We start from the raw sequence: 22,025 nt of genomic DNA on the forward strand, positions 1-22,025 counted from the left end.
CAGCCAGGCTGGCACGGCATCACTGGGTGATGGTCATGCTGCTGGTGGCCTGGACCGAGCCATAGCGGATGCGCGGATACGTCGGGTCGGCGTAGCTGAAATCCATCACCGTGCCGACGGAACCGAAGTACAGGGCCTGGCAATTGAAGTTCACCGCGACCTGGCCGCCGTAAGGGGTGACCCCGATGGCGACCTGGGTCGGCCCGGTCCATTCGATCTTGCAACCCAGCGTACCGCCTGCTGCGCCGGCATTGTATCCACGACAGTTCAAGGTGGCGTTGCCGTTGCTGGTATTGGGAAAGCCCGCCCATTTGGCGATGGCCAGGTTGGCCGAGCATGAAGTGTTGACGCTGCTGGCTCCCGGGGCGAGCTTGTAGACCCCCGACGGTGGCGCAAGCGTTGCCGTGACGGGCGTCAATGGCAGCGCGGCAAGGCTCGATGCCGCCTGGTTTTCCACCACGGTGGTGGGCGAGGGCGGGAGCTTGCACACCACCACGGCGCCGACGTCGTCGGACTTCTTCAACTCACCCAGCCCAGTGATATCGGCGCCGCCCTTCGACTCGCAGAAGAGTTTGCGCAACTGGGCTTTCTCTTCGCTGTCAGCCATGGACGAGGCCTGGGCCAAAGGTGCAAGTGCCAGGCCAATGACTGCAGCCATCAGCACGCTTGAACGTTTCATGATCGATTCCTTATCGGGTTATGACTGGCTGCACCCTATGAGCCCCAGGCGGTTTTTTTCATGACAAAAGCTCGGGTGTTTCGCGCAAGCAGGGGCGCTGGGGTTTTGTCCTCTCGGGGCTTGACCTGATGCCGCTATCTGCTGTTGAATGCGCGCCCTAAAGCCTCTGCAACCTTTTCTCCAAGTGGTGAAGCCAGTGCCCTACGCCAGCCAACACGCCTGATACCGACGATGGTCCATCCTGCCTGATGGCTGCCCGTGCCTAAGCACGGCGGCGCTTCATTGCCATGCCTGCCTGATCCTGTCGTTGGTTTTTCTCTTTTTTCGAGGACAAACCCATGCACACGGATATTCGTGCCACCGCGCACAACCTGGAACTGCTCAAATACCCCCGTACGCCCCACCTGCAAGGCTCGCGCCTGCAAGATGGCGACACTGACACTGGCCAGGTGCGCTATGGCGCCCTGGCCGGACAGTGGCTGGTGGTGGAAGAAAAACTCGATGGTGCCAACGCGGGCATCAGCTTTGGCGCAGGCGGCGAGTTGCTCCTGCAATCTCGCGGTCACTACCTCACCGGCGGTGGGCGCGAGCGCCAGTTCAATCTGTTCAAGCAGTGGGCCTCGGCCCATGAGCACTGGTTGCTGGAACGCCTGGAAGATCGCTTCGTGCTGTATGGCGAGTGGCTGCACAAGAAGCACTCGGTGTTCTACGACCACTTGCCACATTACTTCTGCGAGTTCGATGTGTGGGACCGCGCCACAGGGCTGTTCCTCTCCACCGCGGCGCGCCGGCGCCTGCTAGAAGGTGGGCCGGTGCTGTCGGTGCCTGTGCTGTACGAAGGCCCGGCACCGCGCCGGCATGCCGAGCTGCTAGCGCTGGTGGGCGATTCGCTGGCCAAGACCGCGCACTGGCGCCAGGTGTTCGAGCAGGTGGTGCACCGCGAAGGCCTCGACCTGGCCCGTGCCTGGCGCCAGTGCGACCGCTCCAGCCGCATGGAGGGCCTGTACCTGAAGCTCGAGGACGAGCAGCAGACCCTCGGCCGGCTCAAGTGGGTACGCCAGGACTTCGTCCAGGCCATCCTCGATGCCGACCAGCACCATGCCAGCCAACCCTTTATCCCCAATCAACTGGCCGCCGGCGTCGACCTCTATGCCCCGCGCCTGTCCATGGACTGGCAGGGCCCACGCCACGGCTACTGAAGGAGCATCTCGAAATGGATATTCAACAACTGCGCCAACTGGTCCCCGAGCCGGGGCGCGATATGGACACCGCCGCCTGCCTGTCGGCCATTCCGGCCCTGGCGCGCCTGGCCGACACACCGCAGGACCCGATCTACCACGCCGAGGGCGATGTATGGATTCATACCCGCCTGGTGGTCGAAGCATTACTGGCCCAACCCGCCTACCAGCAGGCCAGCGCCGAGCAGCGCTTTGTGCTGTTCTTCGCGGCCCTGTTGCACGACATCGCCAAACCCGACACCACGGTGATCGACAAGGATACCGGGCGTATCGGCCAGCCCGGTCATTCACGCCGGGGGGCGGTGGATGCGCGGCTGCTGTTGTGGCGCGCCGGTGTGCCGTTCGAGCTGCGCGAGCAGATCTGCCGCATCATCGCCGTGCACCAAGTGCCGTTTTTCGCCCTGCAGGGTGATCGCAGCGGCCGCAGCCCTGAGTTCCTGTTGCACAAACTGTCCTGGGAACTGCCGCTGTGGATGCTCTGTGCCGTCGCCGAGGCCGATATGCAGGGCCGCAACTACGCCGGCAAGGCCGATGTACTGGACGCCATCGAACTGTGGCGCGAACTGGCGCAGGAGGAGGGCTGCCTGCACGGACCGCGGGCCTTTGCCGACGACTACACACGCATTCAGTACCTGCGTGGCGCCCGGGTACATCCCGACTACCCGTTGCACGCGCCGCAGGGTTCGTCGGTGGTGATGCTCTCGGGCCTGCCGGCCAGCGGCAAGGACACCTGGACCGCACAGCATCACCCGGAGCTGCCGGTGGTGTCGTTCGACGACGCCCGCCAGGCCCTGGGCCTGCGCCATGGACAGAATGAAGGCGCCGCTGCGCATTACGCCATCGACCGGGCCAAGGCCTTGCTGCGAGAGCACAAACCCTTTGTGTGGAACTCGACGCACCTGTCGGCGCAGATGCGCAACCGCACCCTGGACTTGCTCTACGGCTACGGCGCGCAGGTGGAAATTCTCTACCTGGAGCGCCCCGAGGGCGAGATCATGCGGCGCAACCAGCAGCGCGACACCTCGCTGCGCAACGATGATATCCGCCGCATGCTGTTCAAGTGGGAAGTGCCACTGCCCACCGAGGCGCATCGGGTTGTTTATCAGGCGGTGACGGGGTGAGTGGTCCAGGGGGACATGGCGACGCGAGGCATGAGGCGTTTCAAACTCTATCTTCTTGAAAAAACCAACTTGAAAGTCACGGCCAGAAATCACCAGGCAAATGAAAATGTCAGAAACTGCAGAAAAAATAAGTGAGGTATTACAAGCTTTTCACCGTTTTGAAGATGGCTTGCTATTGTCGTTCGAGTTTAATTATGCGCCAGGCGAACGACTCGCAGCACAAGTTTTATTTCATGCCAGAGATCACCGTATTGACGGAAATGTTTGGAAGAAAGTCAAAGTGGTTGTCCGTGGCGTCGAAGAGCTGAGCGCGAAAGTTAGCGGTCATCAATTCAATTCAATTTGCTCGGGGGTTCGGCTGTTGAAGTTTGACGAGTATTGGTGTGTCGACATTGATGGAAATTACGCTTTGGATGCTGATCCAGCATCCATTGATCAAGTGCGCGAAGAAGGGGATCTATATGTTATTGGTCGTGATATTGAGGTTTATGAGCTTGAGGGCTAGGTGATCCTAATGAAGCTTGCAGATCTCTATAACAAGGTAATCAGTAAAGAACCGTACAATGATATGGACGTGTTCTTCGAGAGCTATGAAAGCTTTGAAGAGATTCCGCTTGTATCAAGGTATGGTCGTTTAAAGCACCTGATGGATGAAATGAGCAGCGACGGGGTGTCTGATTTCCTGACAGGGCTCGCTTTGTTTGTTTTAAATACTTTAAGAGTCTTGGAGGTTTCAACAGGTAAAGATGTTTTTTTTGCCGTGACTTTTACAGACTTTGAAGGGCTGGAGCAGCAAGGTGTTCTCATACCCAATATTTTTATTTACGCAAAGCCAGCTTCAGTCAGTTTTTTGGAAAAAGTACGAGAACATGATAGAGGGCTTGCGTCGAAGGAGATGAAGGAAGTGAAAAAACATTTTTCCAGTTGTGGGGCAGAAACGGCTTTTGATTTTTATGAAAGCAGATCTTATGACGCAGCTTGCGCTGAAGAAATTGTAAGGGTCTTTGCTGTGCCCAGGACTTCTTGAGAGTACAGGATTCGTCACCCAATCCGATTCGATGGTGAAGCACTCCAATGATGGGGTGGGAGCTATGCGATTGCTCGCTGCGTAACGTTCATGGGCTTGGTCGAAGCCTATACGCCAATTCAAAGCGTCGAAAGCGCCCGGAGTCGTGATCCAAGCCTGATAGCTGATCACAGGTCACAGGTCCTGTGAGCCTTGGAGTTATGTTATTTAACATAATATACATTATGCGTAGATACGATGTACTCATGTGGGTCACGTTACCCAAGAATTACCCAGGCTCAACTGCAACGCTGCCTACCCTCAGAAACAGCTTCTGAAGCCAGGCTTCGATCACTTTGCTGTTGCTCGCGTCTGGGCCTTCGCAATGACATCCTGGACAAACGAATCCTGATTCCTTTGCTCCTTGTAGCCAACCCAGGACTTCACCGGCCCTGGGCCGAAAAACTTCCAGTTGCATGACACCCACGAATTCCGACCGCGGATGAACACGTGGTGTGTGTCTTTCGAGATTCGTAACGCCTGTCAAAGTTCGAGCGGGAGAATTTCAAACTCAGGTGGTTGCTGACTGTGGCCCACCTGCATATCGAACTATTGAAGGTGGGCTTTGGGTAATTGCCGGGACGGCCAAGGAATCTACCGACAGAGCTCTCTGTATCGATTCACGTTGGAAACTGCAGAGTCTAGTGTTGTTGTTTTGTATTTGTAGTAGTGGATTATATTCGCCTGGGCCGGTCCGACATTGCCGAAGTATTCTTCCCAGGCATTACTCTTGGTGAGCAAGTCAGAGAGCATGGTTCTCAAGTCGTTTTCCGTCCAGGCTGTCTTGTAGCCTTTAACCTCACCAGGGGCCGGGCTGTTATGTTTTACATAATTAACCAGCAGGTACTTTCCTTCGTAGGCCATAAATACCGTATACACGGTCCCTTGAGGGGCTGACTGCCTGTACCAAGGGATCACGACAAAATGATGAACCACTGGTCCCGTACTAAAGTGCCAAACAGCTGTCTCCGAGTGCAGGCCGCGAAATAAAAGAGCCTGATCGATTTGGTACTTCATGCTTCCGTTATTTGTAATGACATCGTTTCCAACATCATTTTGCACCTTCCCGTAGACAGCGCAGCTCATTTGAATGGGCACGGAAGGACAATCCTTCAGCCCCATGAGCGTTGCATTGTTTTCTATTGCCCTGACCAGATCTTCCCCTGTCATGTTTCTTGGCTCCTGCCTAGTTGTTCAATATGCAGTTTAAATAATCGATATTGCTGCCCCTGGTGAGGATAGCTTCGATCTGCCCTTTATCAAATACACCTCGCCGCGGGTCTTGCTGAGTGTTGCCGGGTGTCGAGATATGGCTCGCGGGATGAGCTACCCTGCCCTTACAATATGACGCTTATAAATAACTAAACTAAATGAATATTTAGTTTAGTTATATTGGATATCAGGAGTTACCCATGACCTTTCCCCTTCGAACAATGGTGGGCAGTGTCGCTTTATCGGCCCTGCTGGCCACTTCTCTGGCAACGGCCGAACAAGGTCCTTCATTCAACTGCAGTGAGAAGATGACCGGGTCGATAACCGCACTGATCTGCCAGAACCCTGGTCTCGCGGCACTGGACCGCAAGTTGGCCACTATTTATCGCGACGCCCTGAAGAATGCCGGCAAGCGCGGCAATGTGCTCAAGGCCGAACAGCGTGGCTGGATCAAGGGCCGCGACGTGGGCTGGTCACCTCCTCCGCTCCAGTCATGTTCGATTGCGCGAGCAATGGCCGTATCAGTGTCACCTTCTTCCAGACCGAACCGCCCTCCCTCACCGCCTTATATAAAGGTCGGCAATCGCTGATGCTGGAGGCCAGCTCTGCCAGCGGCTCACGTTACCTAGGGCAGAACGAGAGCTTCTGGGAGCATCAGGGCGAGGCTGCTGTCACTTGGGGCCATGGGGCTGAAGAGATGATCTGCAAGAAAGCAGGCTGAGCCCTGCCGTCTGCACCGCATCGGGTGCAGGCCGCCACGCCCTGGGGGTTAGTTCCTGACAATACCCGGCGTACCGGGCGACTGCTGGCTGGCCCGATCCGGATGATCGCGCTCGATGAACCGCCGCAATCCTTCCTGGGTTTCCGGTTGATGGATCGAGCGGTTGAAGCACTGCGCTTCGATCTTCAAGCCCTCCGCCAATGGCAAGCCATAGCCGCGCACGGCCGCTTCCTTGTCCGAACGCATCGCCGGTTGCGGCAGGCCGGCCAGGACATGGGCCAGCTCCAGTGCCCGTTTCAGGGAGCGCCCACTGGGCACTATTTCGTTGACCAGGCCGATGCGGTACGCCTCCTGGGCGTCGATCACCTTGCCCGTGAGAATCAGTTCCATGGCCCGGCCCATGCCGATGATCCGTGGCAGGCGCTGGGTGCCGCCATCCGCCAGGCCGATATTCCAGCGCCGGCAGGTAACGCCGAACGAGGCGTGTTCTTCAGCGATGCGGATGTCGGCAAAACAGGCCCACTCCAGGCCACCGGCATAGGCCACGCCGTTGACCGCGGCAATGATCGGCTTGTAGATCTCGGTCCAGCGGCTGGGGCCGATGATGCCCGGGCGTTCGCCACGGTCGTGGGCTGCCATTTCATCGGCGCTGCTGGGCACCAGTTGCGCGGCCGCCTTGAGATCGCCGCCGGCGCAGAAGGCTCGGTCGCCGGTGCCGGTGATGATTGCCACCAGGGCGTTGTCATCCTCGCGAAAACGCGTCCAGGCCTCGATCAGCTCGCGGTGGGTGACCGGGCCGATGCAGTTGCGCTGCTCGGGACGATTGAAGCGGATGATCACCACAGGCCCGGACTGCTCATAGGCTATTTCGCTGAAAGTCATAAACGCTCCTGTTTATGTGTGTCCTGCGGTGAAACGGCTGCGCAATCCAGTATAGGCAGTGCTAAAAGTGAGGCTATGGCGATTTTCAGGTCACTCCGGGCTTTCTTGACAAGGAAAAAGACTGGTATGAGTTCAGAGACCCGCGCCGTCTCGGCCGAATAAAACAGGAATCAGCACCATGAAGGTAATGAAGGTATTGCCACTGCCCAGGAAAGCCGTGCCTAGGGCCTTAGTCCTGGCCCTCAGCAGTATCATCCTGTCCCTGCCCCTCGCCCAGGCCTGCACCCGGCTGACCTACCTGGGGAGCAACCAGAGCGTGATCACCGCCCGTTCCATGGACTGGAAAACCGATGTGGCGACCCATCTGTGGATCTTCCCGCAGGGCATGCAGCGCAATGGTGAGGTGGGAGCCAACTCGATCAAGTGGACCTCGCGCTACGGTAGCGTGATTGCCTCGGGCTATGACATCGCGACTACCGACGGCGTCAACCAGGCAGGCCTGGTGACCAACCTGCTGTGGCTGGTGGAGTCCCAGTACCCGGTGCCCGACAACGGCAAGCCGGGCCTCAGCATCGCCGCCTGGGCCCAGTATGTGCTGGACAACTACGCCACCGTGGCGGAGGCCGTGGATGCGCTGAAGAAAGAACCCTTTACCCTGGTGACGGCCAATGTCCCCGGGGACACGCGCCTGGCGACCCTGCACCTGTCGATTTCCGACGCCACGGGGGACAGCGCGATCATCGAGTACATCAAGGGCAAGCCGGTGATTCACCATGGCCGGGAATTCCAGGTCATGACCAATTCCCCGACCTTTGATGAACAGCTGGCCCTCAATGCCTACTGGAAATCCATTGGCGGCACCGTCATGTTGCCGGGCACCAACCGCGCCGCGGATCGATTCGCCCGGGCCTCCTTCTATGTCAACGCTATTCCCAAGGACGAGAGCCCGCAGGTCTCCCTGGCCAGCGTGTTCAGCGTAATCAGAAACGTCTCTGTGCCTTACGGCATCTCCACCCCGGGTGAACCGAATATCTCCTCCACTCGCTGGCGCACTGTAGTGGACCATCAACGCAAGCTGTACTTTTTCGAGTCGGCACTGACCCCCAATACCTTTTGGGTCGACCTGAAGAAGATCGACTTTGCAAGCACTACGGGCCAGGTGAAGAAGCTCGACTTGGGCAAGGACCAGTCCACCACCTATTCCGGCGAAGTCTCCGGCGACTTCAAGGTCACCCCCGCCTTCAAGTTTCAAGGTGCCTGAGCGGTTTCTACGCTGCCGAGGCAATGCGCCCCGAGCTCCTGAGGCCACAAGGCCCGGGAGCTCGGGGTATCACGAGGGGGCTACGGGACCAGAGTCAGTGTTGGCTGCAGGGTGATATCCAGCGTGGCCAGTGTGCAATTGCCAGTGAGGGCCTGGTTGAAGGCACTCAACTTTTGAAGGGGACCGTTCCAGGTCACGAATATGTCATTGGCCCCGCAATTGCTGGCAGGCACAAAATTGGAGACGACAAAGCTGACGCCCTCCAGCTTCAAGGAAAATACGTTTTCCGGTTTCAAGGTCCAGGGCAGATTCTTTGCCTGCAAGGACTTGCAGATTCCGTCACCGCTGATGAACACACTGTGGATCTTGGCTTCATCCTGAGCGTTGATCGAACCGCTCAGGCTGATGCCACAGGTGACCTGTGCCTGAAACGACGACGGCAGTTTTATCGAGAGGGTGCCATTGTTGCCGTAGAACGGGCCCTGGGGTGAAAAGTGTGGTGCAGCGGCCACCAGGGTCGTGGAGCACAACCCTATGACAAGCGCACTTGCGATCATCAGGCTATTCAAGCTTTTCATTGTTGTTCCTCACGCATAGGGCGAAGTGTTTCGCCGGGGTAATGGCCATGTTCGAGAGGTCATGAAAACGGCAGGACGTCCCTTTCCAGCCAAGCTTCAGGTCGGTTGCATTTCACGGGAGCGGCCAAGGCGCCAAGGAAAGTCCTCCACCCTGGGCAAAATTCAAAAACAGCATTGAAATATTTTTTTTGAATCGAATAGCTGGCAATCTCCGATCGGTCAAGGCTCCCCATCGGCCTTCAACCCTGTGGCAAGCCTGCCAGGGGCCCTGTTAGGCTAACCCGCCCACCGCGTCGCCGCGGTCTCTACAGCCCTTCGCGGAACCGCACCATGTCCTCCACCGCCCAATTCTGGCGCGACCCGAACCTGCCCTACGTCGAAAGCCGCCGGGCCTGTGACAGCCGCGCCAACTACAAGGCCCACAGCCATCCGACGGTGTCCATCGGTGCCGTGGACCGGGGTGTCAGTGTGTTCAGCGGCGGCGCCCAGGGCCCGACCCGGATCCGGGCTGGCAGCGTGGTATTTGTCCCGGCCGATTGCGCCCATGCCTGCAATCCCCTGCAAGGCAGCGCCTGGAGTTACCAGATGCTGCACCTGGACCCGCGCTGGGTGGACGCTGTGCGCGAAGAAGCGCAGCAGCATGGGTCGGCGCTTTCCCAGGTCGTGCTGAGCCACGACAGTGGCCTCTACCAGGCTTTTTGCCGGCTCAACCAGTTGTTGTTTTCCAACGCCAGCTGGCAGCACAAGGAGGCCGCGCTGATCGAGTTCATCGGTGGCTTGGCCACCCGGGAGCAACCGGTGATTGCCCTGGCGGCCGATCCGGCCCGGGCCAGCGCAGGCGTGCGCCGGGTCGTGGATTTCCTCCAGTGTGATCCGCAGCAGGCCAGGCCTCTGGAGCACTTGGCGGAACTGGCGGGAATCAGCCGCTACCAGTTGATCCGCGCCTTTCGCGCGGCCACCGGGATGACGCCCCATGCCTACCAGTTGAACCAGCGGATCATCCAGGCCCGCGCTTCGCTGCAGGCCGGGGAAGCGTCGGCAGCCCTGGCCCAGCGCCTGGGCTTTGCCGATCAGGCGCATTTTCAGCGAGTGTTCAAGGCTCATGTCGGCGTAACCCCGGGCCTGTACAAGGCCTGAGGCCGCGCAATTTTCTTCAATACCCCGGCTCTCTCGGCGCCGCAGACTTCCAGGCTTTCACGTCACTGGAAGGCTCTACCCATGATTCAACAGTTCCTGCTGGTCGCCGCCGCGCACTTTCTCGCCCTGCTCTCCCCCGGCCCGGATTTCTTCCTGGTAGCACGCATGTCCATGGCCGCGGGGTGGCGCTCGGCCACCGGCGCCTGCCTGGGCATCGCCCTGGCCAATGGTGCCTTTATCGTCCTGGCGTTTGCCGGGGTCTCGGTGTTTCGGGCAGGCAGCCCGCTGTTCCTGGCGATCCAGTTGGCCGGGTGCGGCTACCTGCTTTATATGGGCTGGCTGTTTATCCGCCATGCCGGCGCCAGTTCACTGGCCGCGGTGGACGGCAACGACGAAGCCCGGCCGCTGGGCCGGGCCACCTGGTGGCGTGGCCTGGGCATGGGCTTTCTCTCCGGCATCCTCAACCCCAAGAACGCCCTGTTCTATGTCAGCCTGGCGTCCCTGGTGGGGGCCCAGACCAGTGCCGGCTGGAAGCTGGTCTATGGCTTGTGGATGTTCAGCGCCGTGCTGTTGTGGGACGTGCTGGTGGCCCTGGCCATTGGCAACCGCCGGGTGCGCGAGCGCTTTGCCCGGGCCCTGCCCTGGCTGGAACGGGGCACCGGGGTGGTGCTGATCCTGCTGGCGCTGCTGGTGATCGGCGCCACTGTGTGGCGTCACTGATCCACGCCCCGGGCAGTGACTTCCAACTGTCATTACAAATAAACAACAAAGCAATAATCTGCCGAAAGCGCCGCTGCCGATATTGTCGCAACGGTGAACGGGCCTGCCGGGCATTGCCCGGTATCTGCCCCGCCGAAACAGTGCAAGGAGGACCTGCCATGCAACAACAGCCACGCCTGGGGTGCGGTGTCGCGATTGTCCGGGACGGCCAGCTGCTGCTGGTCAAGCGCCTGCGCGACCCGGAAGCCGGTTGCTGGGGCCTGCCCGGAGGCAAGGTCGACTGGCTGGAGCCGGTGGAACAGGCCATGCGCCGGGAAATCCACGAAGAACTGGGGCTGACCCTGCAAGGCGTGAGCCTGTTGTGCGTGGTCGACCAGATCGACCCGCAGCGCCAGGAGCACTGGGTATCACCGGTGTACCTGGCCTCGGCCCCGGCCATGCCGGCGCGCAATTGCGAGCCGCACAAGCACAGCGATGTGGCCTGGTTCGAGCTCGACCGCCTGCCCCAACCCCTGACCCAGGCCACCCGCAGCGCCGTGCGCGCCCTGGTGCAGATGGCCGCCCTGGAAAGCTGAGCAGCCACGCCCCGGCCCTTCCCGACCTGCGACCGATGGCCGCAGGCATTGGTCTAATTAGCCCGCCGCCGCTTTCGTCTGTTTGTTACCATGCGCGGGTTTTTGCCTGTCTGGCTGTTCAAAGGGCGTTATTTCATGAGTGTTCTGCTGACTCGCCGCACCCTGCTCACCAGCGCCGGAGTGCTCGGCCTGGGCCTGCTCGCCGGTTGCGACAACAGTCCCCGACTGTCCTTCAAATACGGCAAGGACCTGAGCAATCAGATTCTTGGCCGCACCTTCAAACTCACCGATTCCCAGGGCGAAACCAAGTCGCTGTCCAGCTACCGCGGCCTGATGCCGATGATTTTCTTCGGCTTCACCCAGTGCCCGGCCGTGTGCCCCACCACCCTGGCCCGCGCGGCCCAGGCCAAGAAGCTGATGGGCCGTGATGGCGACCGCCTGCAAGTGGTGTTCATCACCCTGGACCCGGAGCGCGACACACCCGAAGTGCTGGACGCCTACGTCAAGTCCTTCGACCCCAGCTTCGAGGCGCTGTACGGCACCCTGGAGCAGACCGCTGCCACCGCCAAGGAATTCGGCGTGTTCTACGAAAAGATCCCCAGCGGCTCGACCTACACCCTGTCCCACACCGCCACCAGTTTCGTCTTCGACTCCCGGGGCACCTTGCGCCTGGGGCTTTCCCAGTCCCTTACCGCCCAAGAGTGCGCGGAAGACCTGCTCACCGTCATGGAGGTTTGTTAATGCATTCCCTACAGCGCCCATCCCGTCTCAAAGCTGCCCTGCTGCTGGTTTCCCTGCTGGGCCTGGGCGGCACCGCCAGCGCCGCGACCCAAGTGGACAACGCCTGGGTCCGCGCCACCGTAGCCGGCCAGCACGCCAGCGGCGCCTTCATGGACCTCACCGCCAGCAGCGACAGCAAGCTGGTTGAGGTGCAATCGCCAGTGGCCAAGAACGTGCAGATCCACCAGTCGAGCATGCACAACGACGTGATGAGCATGCAGCAAGTGGACGCCGTGGCCCTGCCGGCCGGGCAGAAAGTCAGCCTGGACACCCACGGCTACCACGTGATGCTCATGGAGCTCACCGGCCAGATCAAGGCCGGCGACAAAGTGCCCCTGACCCTGACCGTGGAAAACGCCAAGGGCGAGAAGGAGACCATCAAGGTCGAAGCCCAAGCCCGAGCGCTGAATGCGCCGGACCACAGCATGATGAAACACTGAAAACAAGTAGCGCAAATGGCCCCAGGGCCAGCTGAAAAAGCCGCGTTCTCGTAGGACGCGGCTTTTTTTTGTCCGAGGCAAACGTCCCGACCTGGAAAACCCGACAGTCGCCAATCTCTTGAATGCTTGGCCGACTATTTCCCGCAACCGACTCATGTGCGAATCTACGCGCCATTTTTTACTAATGGCACATAGCTATTTTTTGCCGGTGCGCTGGCCTGCTAGCCAGGATTCAAAGCAAGAGCTGAAAAACAATTATCAAGGATTCGATATGTCGCCAGACCGCACTGTGATCCATGTTCTTTTTTTCGTCGGAAAATCGGGACAGCCCACCGTATTGCCATTAACCGATGCTTATGAGGTGGTGGTCCACCCGTCGTTGAATCCGGATAAAAAAAAGCCAATTGCCCTGGAAATCAACCCATCGTCTAGTGCTTCCGCTCCAGGGATGCTGCAGGTGGCATCGTTCACCGCTCTTTATGGTGACAACGGCTGCGGCAAGACTGAGATGTTGTTGGGATTGTGTGAGGGACTGACGGATTGGAGGCCGCAATCCAAAGTCGGCATGCTGTGGGAAAACCAGCAAGGTTTGCAGCTGTCATGCGGTGCGTCGTTCGAAGAAAGCGATTTGCGTTCCGATCTGACCATCCATCGTGATCCCACTGTATTGGTGCCTGATTTTTCAACGGTTTTCTACACGACCTCACCTTTTGAAAGAGTCCGGCGCGGCCGTCTGCGACGAAGAGGAGTGAAGGATGTAAGCCCACGGTTTGGCAAGGATGTGGAGTCTGAGCTAGTTGCCGCATTCAATGCCTATCCCTATCTCAAGGGGCGGGTTGATTTTGTCGGTAAGGCTCAAGTGGAGCTGAAGCTCAAGCCCTTTTCGCTGCTCGAACTGGTGACCGATTATGGAAGGAGCAAGTTAACAAATTACGAAAGTTCGGACTCAGTACTGAAAAAGCACATACAGAATATGGACCGTAACTCTTTACCAGAGATCAAGTTCATCTTGTCCTTTGCCATCTTGAACTGTGTGGACCGGATCAGTGGTCTGGATGCGAATGAACTGATCGATGACCTGCTGGAGATGATCCAAACACACGATACCGATCTGAACTTCCTGTTGTACAACCCTCCGACTCTAGACGACAGACTTACCGAAAATGCACTTCTTGCCCAACAATTGGCCAAGGCAAGCCATGCGCTGAGCGTTATCCAATTGCTGTTTGAAGACATCAATTCTTGGCGACGCAACTCCAGCCTGGCTCACCTGGATGAAAAGGTCGGTCATCACATTCGCGAACATGGAAAGCTGATTGGTGAGGTGAGCGATCTCGGCTTGCTGCAGTTCTCCTTCAAGCAACTGAGCTCCGGCCAGGCCAGCATGATGTCGCTGTACTGCTCCACCGCCCGGGCCTTCGGCGAGTTCGAGCGCGAGTCGCAGGATAGGTTGATGCTGCTGTGCATCGATGAAGGCGAGATGTTCATGCACCCCAAGTGGCAACGCATGTACATCGACAGCCTGCTGAAATTCATCGGGCAATTCGGTTCCCTGGCGAAAAGAACCCACGTGTTCATTTCCACCCATTCACTGATCGTCGCCGCCGATACACCCGCCGGCCGCCTGTTCGACCTGGACAACCAGCAACTGACCAATGCCTTCGGCTACACCCCCAAGCAAACCTTGAACTCGGTATTCGCGGTGGGAGATTTCACGGGCGAGTTCAACCTGAACCTGCTGACCAAACTCTCAGATGTGTTGAACCGCAAGGATCAAGACTTGGAAAGCATCAGGCACGCCTGGCAGATCGCCGACACACTGGCCAACGATGAGCTCAGGCACCATGTACAACAACAGTTGAGCGTGCTGATCGGAGGCCCGCATGCTCAAGCTTAAGGTGGATCCGACCGCTAAACAGCGGCACCTGCAAACCTTGGGCGAGCGTTTTGACAAGGCCATGAGTGCCTGGAAGTCACCCTTCGCCGGTTATCCGCCCTTCACATCAGACTTGAAGAAGGTGTTGCAGAGAGAGCGCGATTTCATACTTGTCGGCGATGTCAGCCGGCTACACGGGGTGATCCAACAGGTCAAACACCAAGCCGGGCCCCTTGATCAATACTTGCGAAATCGACCCAGCGCAAAGTCCGGCGCTCGGCAGGCCGATATGGAGAAGTTGATCACCAAGCTGGGCGAAATCTTCGACTACAGCAATTTCATCTACAAGGGCGTCGGCTGGAACGCCTACAAGCTGGTAGGCAGTTATGCACTGCGCATCTGCCCTTACTGCCACCTGCACCATGTGAATTACCACGGCCAGAGTGTCGGCACCCCCAGGAAACTGGAAATGCGGCCGCCCCTTGATCACTTCTTGCCCAAGTCGATCTACCCCTATCTGGCGGTGTCGCTGTACAACCTGGTGCCCTCTTGTCACCCGTGCAACTCCTCGATCAAGGGGGATGACGACCCCGCCCATACAATCCCCCATCCTTTTGACCCCGCCGCCCCCCTGGACATGAGTTTTACCCTCAAGGGGTCGGCGCTTGGGATCTCTGGAATCACCGAGGAAGAACTTGAGCTGACCGTCACTGGTAACGGGGCCTGGGGCGAGTTCACCACATTCTTCCACCTGCAGGAGCGCTACCAGTGGTACGCCCCGGAGGTGACCGACATGCTCAAGCGCAAGCAGTTTCGGGATGAGAGCGATGCGGTGGTTCAGTCGTTGATACGTGCGGATTTCATCCTTGGGTTTGCCCCGCACGACTTCGAAAAACGTGCCCTGGGCATCTGCCTGCGGGACATCGCCAAAAACCTCAAGGCGCTCTAAACCTCAATAAATCCCCCGCGCCAACCACACCGTCAGCCCACAACACTCCGGGTCTTCGCTGATGTGCTGCACCACCTCGAAACCATGGGTGTCGAGCAAGGTGCAGTATTCCCCCGGGGAGAGGCTGGCGTGGTACAGGTCTTGGCCCTCGAATTCGCCGATGGCCTCCCCTGCCTCGGGGCCGCTGGTGAACATCAGGGCACAGCCCGGGCCGGCGTGGCGTTCGAAAACGGCGAACATGGCGCGCTGATCGTCCGGGCTCAGGTGAAACAGGCTGTTCCAGGCGAGGATGCCGGCAAAATCCTGGTCCAGGGCGAGGCTGCGCATGTCAGCGTGGATCCATTGCTGCCCGGCAAAGCGCTGGCGGCAATGGTCCAGCAAGGTGGCAGAGCTGTCGACGCCGGTGACTGCACATTGGTGTTCGATCAGGTTGCGCGCAATCGGCTCGCCACCTCCGCAACCCAGGTCCAGCACCTGGCCGCCCTGCCCCATGACCCGGCGAAAGCGCTCCAGCCATGCCTGCTCTCCCTCGAAGGCCTCGGGGTTGGCCCTGCGACGCTGGTCCCAGGCCCGAGCATGACGCTGGTACAGATCGACGATATGACGGGCGGACTCGTGCATCCACAGGTTTCCGTGTGCGTGTGTGGCCGCAAATTACAGCACAACGGCGCTTGGGCCGGGCGTCAAACCGTTCAACTGCGCCCTGCCAGCTCCAGCAACTGCCCGCGCAGCCAGCGGTTGGCCGACTCGTTCTGCACTTGCTTGCTCCAGTACAGGTTGAGGCAGACCTCGGGCAGGGTCAGGGGCATGTCGAGAATCCGGTTGCCCAGCCCGGCGTTGATCAACTGCGCATTGTTGCGGGTCAGGGTCAGCAGGCCATCGCCCTGGGCCACCAGTTGCGCGGCGGTGAGAAAGTGCTGGCAGTGCTGGCGGATGCGCCGTACCACCCCCAGGTGCCCCAGTGCCAGGTCTTCGACGCAGATGCCTCGGCGCCTGGAGGTCACCGCCACATGCTCGGCCGCCAGGTAGCGTTCCACCGTCAGTTCGCCGCTGAAGCCGGGGCCGGCCATCACGCAGAAGGAGTCCTGCAGCAGCAGTTGCTGTTGCAGTTGCGGGTCGGTGAGCCGCGACAGTTCGATGGCCAGGTCAATGCGCCCGGCAATCATCTCCAGCTTCAGGTCGGCCCAGTGCACGCTGGTGCTGCGCACTTCAAGGTGCGGGGCAACACGGTTCAGGTGCGCCAGGATCAAGGGCAGGATCACCGGCTCCAGTTGCTCCGGCATGTTCAGGGTGAAACGCCGGCGGTCCCGCAACGGGTCGAAGGCCTGGGCCGGGTTGAGGCTGCGGCGCAGACCGCTGAGGGCGTCCTGGATCCCCGGGGCCAGTTGCTTGGCCAGCGGCGTGGGGGCCACGCCATAGCCTTCGCGGACGAACAGCGGATCGTCCAGCTGGGCGCGCAGGCGCGCCAGGGCGTGGCTGATGGCCGACTGGCTGAGGTGCAGCACCGAGGCGGCGCGGGTCAGGTTGCGCTCCTGGTACACCACCTCGAAGACCCGGAACAGGTTCAGGTCCAGGCGGCTCAGCCCTGACCATTCATGCGGTGAGTTCATGGTTGTGCCCTCGCAGTCTCGACCCGCAGCAGGCTAGCAGCGGGCCGGCGCCGGCAGAACCATGTAGCGCATTCATGAATCTCGATGAATAACCGTCGGTTCTGTGGTGCGCCGGGCGCTGCCTAAGATGGCCGTGCCGATAACAACAATTCAGGAGGCACCATGGACCTTGCGGCCTATCAGCAGCACCTTCACGCCCTGCAGCAGGCCGCCTGGCCCGAAGGCGCGCCGCGTACCCCGCAGTACCCCCTGGGCCAGCAGCCCCTTACCGAATACCTGCGGGCCTGGGCGCAGTCGCAAGCCAGTGCCGTGGCCCTGGACTTCTATGGCTATCAGTTGAGCTTTGCCGAGCTGGACCGGCTGTCCGACCGGTGCGCCGCCTTGCTCGGCGAGCTGGGAATCGGCCCCGGGGACCGGGTGGCGGTGTACCTGCCCAACTGCCCGCAATTGCATATCGGTTTCTGGGGCATTCTCAAGTGCGGCGCCGTGTACGCGCCGGTCAGCCCCCTGGCGCGCACCCTGGAGCTGGAGTATCAGCTCAAGGACAGCGGCGCCCGGGTGATCCTGTGCTTCGACCAACTGCTGGATGTGGTGCAGGCGGTCAGCGACGCCTGCGAGTTGAGCGCGATCCTGGCCACCAGCCTCAGCGAGTTGTGCCCGGCCACCCCGAGCATTCCCCTGCCGGACCTGCTGCGGGCGCCCAAGCGCCTGGCCCCGGGGGTGATCGACTTTTTCCCCGCCCTGGAGGCCTGTCGCGCCGCCACCCCGGCCCACCGTCCTGCCCTGGGCGATATGGCCGCACTGAACTACACCGGTGGCACCACCGGCATGCCCAAGGGCTGCATTCATAGCCACGGCGACATGCTCTACACCTGCGCCAGCTTCGTGCCAGTGGCCTTGGGCCTGAGGCAGGACAGCGTGCTGCTCAATTTCCTTCCCGAGTTCTGGATCGCCGGGGAAAACGCCGGCCTGCTGTTTCCCATCTACGCCGGCTGCCGCCTGGTGCTGCTGGCGCGCTGGGACGCCCTGGGTTTCATGGCGGCGGTGGCGCACTACCGGGTCAGCCATTGCGGGCTGCTGGTGGACAGCGCCGCCGAAGTGCTGGAGCACCCAAGCGTCGCCGACTACGACCTGAGCTCCCTGAAGGCCACCGGCTGCATCTCCTTCGTCAAGAAGCTCACCCCGGACTATCGCCAGCGCTGGCGCGCGCAAACCGGCTGCACCCTGTTCGAGTTCAGCTTCGGCATGACCGAAACCCACACCTGCGACACCTTTACCGCCGGCCTGCAGACCGACGACTTCGACCTCAAAAGCGCGCCAACCTTCGTCGGCCTGCCGGTGCCGGGCACCGAGTTCAAGGTCTGCGACTTCGACAGCGGCGCCCTGCTGCCCCTGGGCTCCGAGGGCGAGTTGTGCGTGCGCAGCCCTTCCCTGCTGCAGGGTTACTGGCAGCGCCCGGAGGCGTCCGCGGCGGCCCTGCGCGACGGCTGGCTGCACACCGGTGACCTGGGGCAGATCACCGGACAAGGGTTTATCCGCTACCTGGGCCGGCGCAAGGAAATGCTCAAGGTCAATGGCATGAGCGTGTTTCCCAGCGAGCTGGAGGCGCTGTTCGGCCAGCACCCGCAGGTGCTGGCCAGCGCAGTGATCGGCCGCGCCGATGAACGTCGGGGCCAGCAGCCGGTGGCCTTCGTTGTGCTCAAGCCCGATGCGCCCCAGGACCCGCATGCCCTGGCAGCCTGGTGCCAGGAGGTGATGGCCGCCTACAAGGTGCCGCAGATCCGCCTGGTGGCCAGCCTGCCCATGACCGCCACCGGCAAGGTCAAGAAGAACGAGCTGGAACAACAGCTCTGAGCCCTTCCTTTTCAGCATTGCGAGAATTGCCATGTTCCAGAGTCTGTTGATCGCCAATCGCGGCGAGATCGCCATCCGTATCGCCCGGGCCTGCGCCGACCTGGGCGTTCGCAGCGTCGCGGTATTCGCCGAGGACGACGCCGCCAGCCTGCACACGCGCAAGGCCGATCTGGCCCTGCCCCTCAAGGGCCGCGGGGTGGCGGCCTACCTCGACCGCCAGCAACTGATCGCCCTGGCCCTGCAACAGGGCTGCCAGGCGATTCACCCGGGCTACGGCTTTCTCGCGGAAAACCCCGACTTTGCCCTGGGCTGCCTGGAAGCCGGGCTGACCCTGATCGGCCCCGGCCCCGAGGTGCTGCAACTGTTTGGCGACAAGGCCGCGGCCCGTGCCCTGGCCGAAGATTGTGGGGTGCCCTTGCTGGAGGGCATCAACCGAGCAGTCAGCCTGGAACAGGCCGCTGCCTTTCTCGAACGCCATGGCGCGGTGATGCTCAAGGCCCTGGCCGGTGGCGGTGGCCGGGGCATGCGCGCGGTCACCGAGGCCGGGCAACTGCAGCAGGCGTTCATCCGTTGCCAGTCCGAAGCCCAGGCGGCCTTCGGCAATGGCGCGCTGTATGTCGAACAACTGCTGCAGCGGGCGCGGCACATCGAGATCCAGGTGTTGGGAGACGGCAGCGGCGCGGTCAGCCACTTGTGGGAGCGCGATTGCAGCCTGCAGCGCCGGCACCAGAAGCTGGTGGAAATCGCCCCCAGCCCGGACCTTGCCCCGCAATTGCGCCAGCAGTTGATCGACGCCGCCCTGGCCCTGGCCGCGCGAGTGCGTTACCAGGGCATTGGCACCTTCGAATTCCTTCTCGACCAGGAACACCCGGGGCGCTTCTATTTCATGGAGGCCAACCCAAGGATCCAGGTGGAGCACACGGTGACCGAGGCCATCACCGGCGTCGACCTGCTGCACACCCAACTGCGCCTTGGCGCGGGCGCCTCCCTGGCCAGCCTGGGCCTGAGCCGGCCACCAGAGCCTCAAGGCTTTGCCGTGCAGGCGCGGATCAACCTGGAACAGCCCCTGGCCGATGGCGGCATGGGGCCGGTGGCCGGCACCCTCAGTGCCTATGAAGCCCCCAGCGGGCCCGGGCTGCGGGTCGACGGCTACGGCTATGCCGGTTACCCGGTGAACCCCGGCTATGACTCGCTGCTGGCCAAGCTGATCGCCCAGGGTACGGATTTTCCCGCGGCCCTGGGCCGGGCCTATCGTGGGCTTTGCGAGTTTCGCCTGGAGGGCGTGCCGAGCAACCTGGGGCTGTTGTTGAACCTGTTGCGCCAGCCGGCGGTGCTGGACTATCAGGTGGACACCAGGTTCGTCGAAGCCCATTGGGCCCAGTTGCTGCAAGATTGCGCCGGGCAACACCGGCCGATGTTCTTTGCCCGGCAGGCCGCCACTGCGCAGAGCACTCGCAGCGATGTCCAGGCGCCCCCGGGCACGGCGGCGCTGAACGCCCCGAGCACCGGGGTGCTGGTGAGCCTGGAAGTGGCCGTGGGTGATGAGTTGCGGATTGGCCAGCGGGTTGCGGTGCTGGAAGCGATGAAGATGGAGTTCGAGGTCAAGGCGCAGAGCAGCGGTATCGTCCGGGCCTTGGCCGTCCAGGTTGGCGAGGCACTGGGCGAAGGCCAGCCCCTGCTGTTTCTGGAGCCGGCGGAGTTTGCCGACCAGGGCCAGCACAGCGAAGAGCAACTGGACCTGGCACTGATTCGCGCCGACCTGGCCGAAGTCCGCGAACGCCATGCCTTGCTGGAGGATGCCCAGCGTCCGGAGGCGCTGGCCAAGCGTCGCCGCAACGGCCAGCGCACCGCCCGGGAGAACCTCGAGCACCTGCTGGACCCGGGCAGTTTCATGGAGTACGGCGCCATGGCCCTGGCCGCCCAAAGGCGTCGGCGCAGCGTCGAGGAGTTGCAGGCCCTGAGCCCGGCGGATGGGCTGGTGGGAGGCATAGGTACGGTGAATGCCGGGCTGTTCGACGGCCAGGACGCCCGTTGCCTGGCCCTGGCCTACGACTACACGGTGTTCGCCGGCACCCAGGGGGTGATGAACCACAAGAAGACCGACCGCCTGCTGAGCCTGGCCCAGGAATGGCGGCTGCCGGTGGTGCTGTTTGCCGAAGGCGGCGGTGGCCGGCCCGGCGACAGCGACTTTGTCGGGGTCGCCGGCCTGGATTGCCATACCTTCGCCGCCATGGCCCGGCTGTCCGGCTGGGTGCCCACGGTGGGCATCGCCTCGGGGCGCTGCTTTGCCGGCAATGCCGCCCTGCTCGGCTGCTGCAACCTGATCATCGCCACCCGGAACGCCACCATCGGCATGGCCGGCCCGGCGATGATCGAAGGCGGCGGCCTGGGCAGCTTCACCCCGGAACAGGTGGGCCCGGTGTCGGTACAAGGCCCCAACGGAGTGATCGACGTGCTGGTGGCCGACGAAGCCGAGGCCGTGCAGGTGGCCAAACAGTACCTGAGCTATTTCCAGGGGCCGCTCAAGGACTGGCACTGCGCCGACCAGCGTGAGCTGCGGCATTTGATTCCGGAAAACCGCCTGCGGGTATACGACATCCGCCGGGTCATCGAGACCCTGGCCGACCGCGACAGCGTGCTGGAGTTGCGCCGGCAATTCGCCCCGGGGCTGATTACCGCGCTGATCCGCGTCGAAGGCCGGGCCTTTGGCCTGCTGGCCAACAACCCGGCGGTGCTGGGCGGCGCCATCGACGCCGCGGCCGGGGACAAGGCCGCACGTTTCATGCGCCTGTGCGAAGCCTTCGGCCTGCCGCTGGTGTCCCTGTGCGACACCCCGGGGTTCATGGTGGGGCCGGAGTCGGAGCAGCAGGCCACGGTACGCCATGTGTCACGGATGTTTGTCAGTGCCGCCAGCCTCACGGTGCCGTTCTTCACCCTGGTGCTGCGCAAGGGCTACGGCCTGGGCGCGCAGGCCATGGCGGCCGGCAGTTTTCACAGCCCGTTGTTCACCGTCGCCTGGCCCAGCGCCGAGTTCGGCGCCATGGGCCTGGAAGGTGCGGTGCGCCTGGGCTTCTCCAAGGAACTGGCGGCCCAGCCCGACCCGCAGTCGCAACAGGCGCTGTTCGACAAGCTGGTGGCCAAGGCCTACGCCCGGGGCAAGGCGCTGAACATGGCCAGCTACCTGGAGATAGACGCGGTGATCGACCCCCTGGAAAGCCGAGCGTGGCTGCTGCGTGGCCTGCAGGCCGCACCGCGCCCGGTGCCCTGGGCCGAGCGCGCGCAGGGTTTTGTCGATACCTGGTAGCCCTGCCCCTCCATCGTAGGAG

Annotated in this window: 22 protein-coding genes; 16 read left to right on the forward strand and 6 right to left on the reverse strand. The window is 61.5% G+C overall.

Annotated features, from left to right (window positions below; translation table 11 throughout):
• Window positions 1-19: 19 nt before the first annotated feature.
• The gene (locus A9971_RS27065; protein WP_015635610.1) at window positions 20-679 is read right to left on the reverse strand and encodes a hypothetical protein; all 660 of its coding nucleotides are present in this window, start codon (window positions 677-679) and stop codon (window positions 20-22) included.
• Window positions 680-1,017: 338 nt separating this feature from the next.
• On the opposite strand from A9971_RS27065, the gene A9971_RS27070 reads away from it, so the two are divergent.
• The 4 genes from A9971_RS27070 to A9971_RS27085 all read left to right on the forward strand — a co-directional run bounded on the left by A9971_RS27070 (window position 1,018) and on the right by A9971_RS27085 (window position 4,065).
• Entirely contained in the window at window positions 1,018-1,878 is an 861-nt protein-coding gene (locus A9971_RS27070) for an RNA ligase family protein (RefSeq protein WP_015635611.1), read from the forward strand.
• Window positions 1,879-1,892: 14 nt separating this feature from the next.
• Entirely contained in the window at window positions 1,893-3,038 is a 1,146-nt protein-coding gene (locus A9971_RS27075) for an AAA family ATPase (RefSeq protein WP_053151674.1), read from the forward strand.
• Between the two features lie 100 nt (window positions 3,039-3,138).
• The gene (locus A9971_RS27080) at window positions 3,139-3,543 is read left to right on the forward strand and encodes a hypothetical protein (RefSeq protein ID WP_183000194.1); all 405 of its coding nucleotides are present in this window, start codon (window positions 3,139-3,141) and stop codon (window positions 3,541-3,543) included.
• A 9-nt stretch (window positions 3,544-3,552) separates the two neighbouring features.
• On the forward strand, window positions 3,553-4,065 hold the full coding sequence (locus tag A9971_RS27085) for an Imm15 family immunity protein (RefSeq protein ID WP_183000195.1): 513 nt from the start codon (window positions 3,553-3,555) through the stop codon (window positions 4,063-4,065).
• Between the two features lie 633 nt (window positions 4,066-4,698).
• Here the strand turns inward: A9971_RS27085 and A9971_RS27090 are convergent.
• Window positions 4,699-5,274 carry a hypothetical protein gene (locus A9971_RS27090; RefSeq protein ID WP_053151678.1) on the reverse strand — a complete coding sequence of 192 codons (576 nt, stop codon included), beginning with the start codon at window positions 5,272-5,274 and terminating at the stop codon, window positions 4,699-4,701.
• Window positions 5,275-5,516: 242 nt separating this feature from the next.
• Here A9971_RS27090 and A9971_RS27095 point away from each other — a divergent pair, with 242 nt between their 5' ends.
• Both A9971_RS27095 and A9971_RS32975 read left to right on the forward strand, forming a co-directional pair.
• Window positions 5,517-5,906, forward strand: coding sequence for a lysozyme inhibitor LprI family protein (locus tag A9971_RS27095; RefSeq protein ID WP_259652295.1), 390 nt, complete (start codon window positions 5,517-5,519; stop codon window positions 5,904-5,906).
• Window positions 5,810-6,037: an MliC family protein gene (locus A9971_RS32975; protein ID WP_259652296.1), complete on the forward strand. Its 228-nt coding sequence runs from the start codon at window positions 5,810-5,812 to the stop codon at window positions 6,035-6,037. Before A9971_RS27095 ends, A9971_RS32975 begins: the two co-directional genes overlap by 97 nt.
• Before the next feature lie 48 nt (window positions 6,038-6,085).
• Here A9971_RS32975 and A9971_RS27100 read toward each other — a convergent pair whose 3' ends face one another.
• Entirely contained in the window at window positions 6,086-6,919 is an 834-nt protein-coding gene (locus A9971_RS27100) for an enoyl-CoA hydratase/isomerase family protein (RefSeq protein ID WP_183000196.1), read from the reverse strand.
• A gap of 178 nt (window positions 6,920-7,097) precedes the next feature.
• Between A9971_RS27100 and A9971_RS27105 the strand changes: the two genes are divergently transcribed.
• Window positions 7,098-8,180: a linear amide C-N hydrolase gene (locus A9971_RS27105; protein WP_370059139.1), complete on the forward strand. Its 1,083-nt coding sequence runs from the start codon at window positions 7,098-7,100 to the stop codon at window positions 8,178-8,180.
• A gap of 80 nt (window positions 8,181-8,260) precedes the next feature.
• Here the strand turns inward: A9971_RS27105 and praB are convergent, their stop codons facing one another.
• Window positions 8,261-8,758 carry an alkane oxidation protein activator PraB gene (gene praB, locus A9971_RS27110; RefSeq protein WP_183000197.1) on the reverse strand — a complete coding sequence of 166 codons (498 nt, stop codon included), beginning with the start codon at window positions 8,756-8,758 and terminating at the stop codon, window positions 8,261-8,263.
• Window positions 8,759-9,088: 330 nt separating this feature from the next.
• On the opposite strand from praB, the gene A9971_RS27115 reads away from it, so the two are divergent.
• The 7 genes from A9971_RS27115 (at window position 9,089) to A9971_RS27145 (ending at window position 15,235) form a co-directional block, all read left to right on the forward strand.
• A complete protein-coding gene (locus A9971_RS27115; RefSeq protein ID WP_183000198.1) occupies window positions 9,089-9,895 on the forward strand; it encodes an AraC family transcriptional regulator in 807 nt (268 codons plus the stop codon).
• An 84-nt stretch (window positions 9,896-9,979) separates the two neighbouring features.
• On the forward strand, window positions 9,980-10,615 hold the full coding sequence (locus A9971_RS27120; protein WP_026020264.1) for a LysE family translocator: 636 nt from the start codon (window positions 9,980-9,982) through the stop codon (window positions 10,613-10,615).
• A 158-nt stretch (window positions 10,616-10,773) separates the two neighbouring features.
• Window positions 10,774-11,190, forward strand: coding sequence for an NUDIX domain-containing protein (locus A9971_RS27125; RefSeq protein WP_011061311.1), 417 nt, complete (start codon window positions 10,774-10,776; stop codon window positions 11,188-11,190).
• A 135-nt stretch (window positions 11,191-11,325) separates the two neighbouring features.
• A complete protein-coding gene (locus A9971_RS27130) occupies window positions 11,326-11,931 on the forward strand; it encodes an SCO family protein (RefSeq protein WP_011061312.1) in 606 nt (201 codons plus the stop codon).
• On the forward strand, window positions 11,931-12,410 hold the full coding sequence (locus tag A9971_RS27135; protein WP_011061313.1) for a copper chaperone PCu(A)C: 480 nt from the start codon (window positions 11,931-11,933) through the stop codon (window positions 12,408-12,410). The genes A9971_RS27130 and A9971_RS27135 overlap by 1 nt, the downstream gene beginning before the upstream one ends.
• A gap of 271 nt (window positions 12,411-12,681) precedes the next feature.
• Window positions 12,682-14,307 carry an AAA family ATPase gene (locus A9971_RS27140; protein WP_183000199.1) on the forward strand — a complete coding sequence of 542 codons (1,626 nt, stop codon included), beginning with the start codon at window positions 12,682-12,684 and terminating at the stop codon, window positions 14,305-14,307.
• Window positions 14,294-15,235, forward strand: a complete 942-nt coding sequence (locus tag A9971_RS27145) for a hypothetical protein (protein WP_183000200.1) — start codon at window positions 14,294-14,296, stop codon at window positions 15,233-15,235. The genes A9971_RS27140 and A9971_RS27145 overlap by 14 nt, the downstream gene beginning before the upstream one ends.
• A gap of 3 nt (window positions 15,236-15,238) precedes the next feature.
• On the opposite strand, the gene A9971_RS27150 is transcribed toward A9971_RS27145, so the two are convergent.
• Both A9971_RS27150 and A9971_RS27155 read right to left on the reverse strand, forming a co-directional pair.
• Complete coding sequence (locus tag A9971_RS27150; RefSeq protein ID WP_183000201.1) at window positions 15,239-15,856, reverse strand: trans-aconitate 2-methyltransferase; 618 nt, start codon at window positions 15,854-15,856, stop codon at window positions 15,239-15,241.
• A gap of 71 nt (window positions 15,857-15,927) precedes the next feature.
• Window positions 15,928-16,845, reverse strand: coding sequence for a LysR family transcriptional regulator (locus tag A9971_RS27155; protein ID WP_011061315.1), 918 nt, complete (start codon window positions 16,843-16,845; stop codon window positions 15,928-15,930).
• Between the two features lie 162 nt (window positions 16,846-17,007).
• Here A9971_RS27155 and A9971_RS27160 point away from each other — a divergent pair, with 162 nt between their 5' ends.
• The gene (locus A9971_RS27160; protein WP_015635627.1) at window positions 17,008-18,699 is read left to right on the forward strand and encodes an AMP-binding protein; all 1,692 of its coding nucleotides are present in this window, start codon (window positions 17,008-17,010) and stop codon (window positions 18,697-18,699) included.
• Window positions 18,700-18,730: 31 nt separating this feature from the next.
• Entirely contained in the window at window positions 18,731-22,003 is a 3,273-nt protein-coding gene (locus tag A9971_RS27165; RefSeq protein WP_183000202.1) for a carboxyl transferase domain-containing protein, read from the forward strand.
• The last annotated feature ends 22 nt before the right edge of the window (window positions 22,004-22,025 follow it).

The sequence above is a fragment of the Pseudomonas sp. UME65 genome, from assembly GCF_014170225.1.
In the GTDB taxonomy this organism is placed as follows: domain Bacteria; phylum Pseudomonadota; class Gammaproteobacteria; order Pseudomonadales; family Pseudomonadaceae; genus Aquipseudomonas; species Aquipseudomonas protegens.

Excerpts from the sequence above, each read along its gene's own strand:
- A9971_RS27085 (WP_183000195.1), top strand. The coding sequence starts at position 3,553 with ATGAAGCTTGCAGATCTCTATAACAAGGTAATCAGTAAAGAACCGTAC.
- A9971_RS27070 (WP_015635611.1), top strand. The coding sequence starts at position 1,018 with ATGCACACGGATATTCGTGCCACCGCGCACAACCTGGAACTGCTCAAA.
- A9971_RS27065 (WP_015635610.1), bottom strand. The coding sequence starts at position 679 with ATGAAACGTTCAAGCGTGCTGATGGCTGCAGTCATTGGCCTGGCACTT.
- A9971_RS27115 (WP_183000198.1), top strand. The coding sequence starts at position 9,089 with ATGTCCTCCACCGCCCAATTCTGGCGCGACCCGAACCTGCCCTACGTC.
- A9971_RS27150 (WP_183000201.1), bottom strand. The coding sequence starts at position 15,856 with ATGCACGAGTCCGCCCGTCATATCGTCGATCTGTACCAGCGTCATGCT.
- praB (WP_183000197.1), bottom strand. The coding sequence starts at position 8,758 with ATGAAAAGCTTGAATAGCCTGATGATCGCAAGTGCGCTTGTCATAGGG.
- A9971_RS27155 (WP_011061315.1), bottom strand. The coding sequence starts at position 16,845 with ATGAACTCACCGCATGAATGGTCAGGGCTGAGCCGCCTGGACCTGAAC.
- A9971_RS27140 (WP_183000199.1), top strand. The coding sequence starts at position 12,682 with ATGTCGCCAGACCGCACTGTGATCCATGTTCTTTTTTTCGTCGGAAAA.
- A9971_RS27125 (WP_011061311.1), top strand. The coding sequence starts at position 10,774 with ATGCAACAACAGCCACGCCTGGGGTGCGGTGTCGCGATTGTCCGGGAC.
- A9971_RS27145 (WP_183000200.1), top strand. The coding sequence starts at position 14,294 with ATGCTCAAGCTTAAGGTGGATCCGACCGCTAAACAGCGGCACCTGCAA.
- A9971_RS27100 (WP_183000196.1), bottom strand. The coding sequence starts at position 6,919 with ATGACTTTCAGCGAAATAGCCTATGAGCAGTCCGGGCCTGTGGTGATC.
- A9971_RS27160 (WP_015635627.1), top strand. The coding sequence starts at position 17,008 with ATGGACCTTGCGGCCTATCAGCAGCACCTTCACGCCCTGCAGCAGGCC.
- A9971_RS27130 (WP_011061312.1), top strand. The coding sequence starts at position 11,326 with ATGAGTGTTCTGCTGACTCGCCGCACCCTGCTCACCAGCGCCGGAGTG.
- A9971_RS27135 (WP_011061313.1), top strand. The coding sequence starts at position 11,931 with ATGCATTCCCTACAGCGCCCATCCCGTCTCAAAGCTGCCCTGCTGCTG.
- A9971_RS27080 (WP_183000194.1), top strand. The coding sequence starts at position 3,139 with ATGAAAATGTCAGAAACTGCAGAAAAAATAAGTGAGGTATTACAAGCT.
- A9971_RS32975 (WP_259652296.1), top strand. The coding sequence starts at position 5,810 with ATGTTCGATTGCGCGAGCAATGGCCGTATCAGTGTCACCTTCTTCCAG.
- A9971_RS27075 (WP_053151674.1), top strand. The coding sequence starts at position 1,893 with ATGGATATTCAACAACTGCGCCAACTGGTCCCCGAGCCGGGGCGCGAT.
- A9971_RS27165 (WP_183000202.1), top strand. The coding sequence starts at position 18,731 with ATGTTCCAGAGTCTGTTGATCGCCAATCGCGGCGAGATCGCCATCCGT.
- A9971_RS27090 (WP_053151678.1), bottom strand. The coding sequence starts at position 5,274 with ATGACAGGGGAAGATCTGGTCAGGGCAATAGAAAACAATGCAACGCTC.
- A9971_RS27095 (WP_259652295.1), top strand. The coding sequence starts at position 5,517 with ATGACCTTTCCCCTTCGAACAATGGTGGGCAGTGTCGCTTTATCGGCC.
- A9971_RS27105 (WP_370059139.1), top strand. The coding sequence starts at position 7,098 with ATGAAGGTAATGAAGGTATTGCCACTGCCCAGGAAAGCCGTGCCTAGG.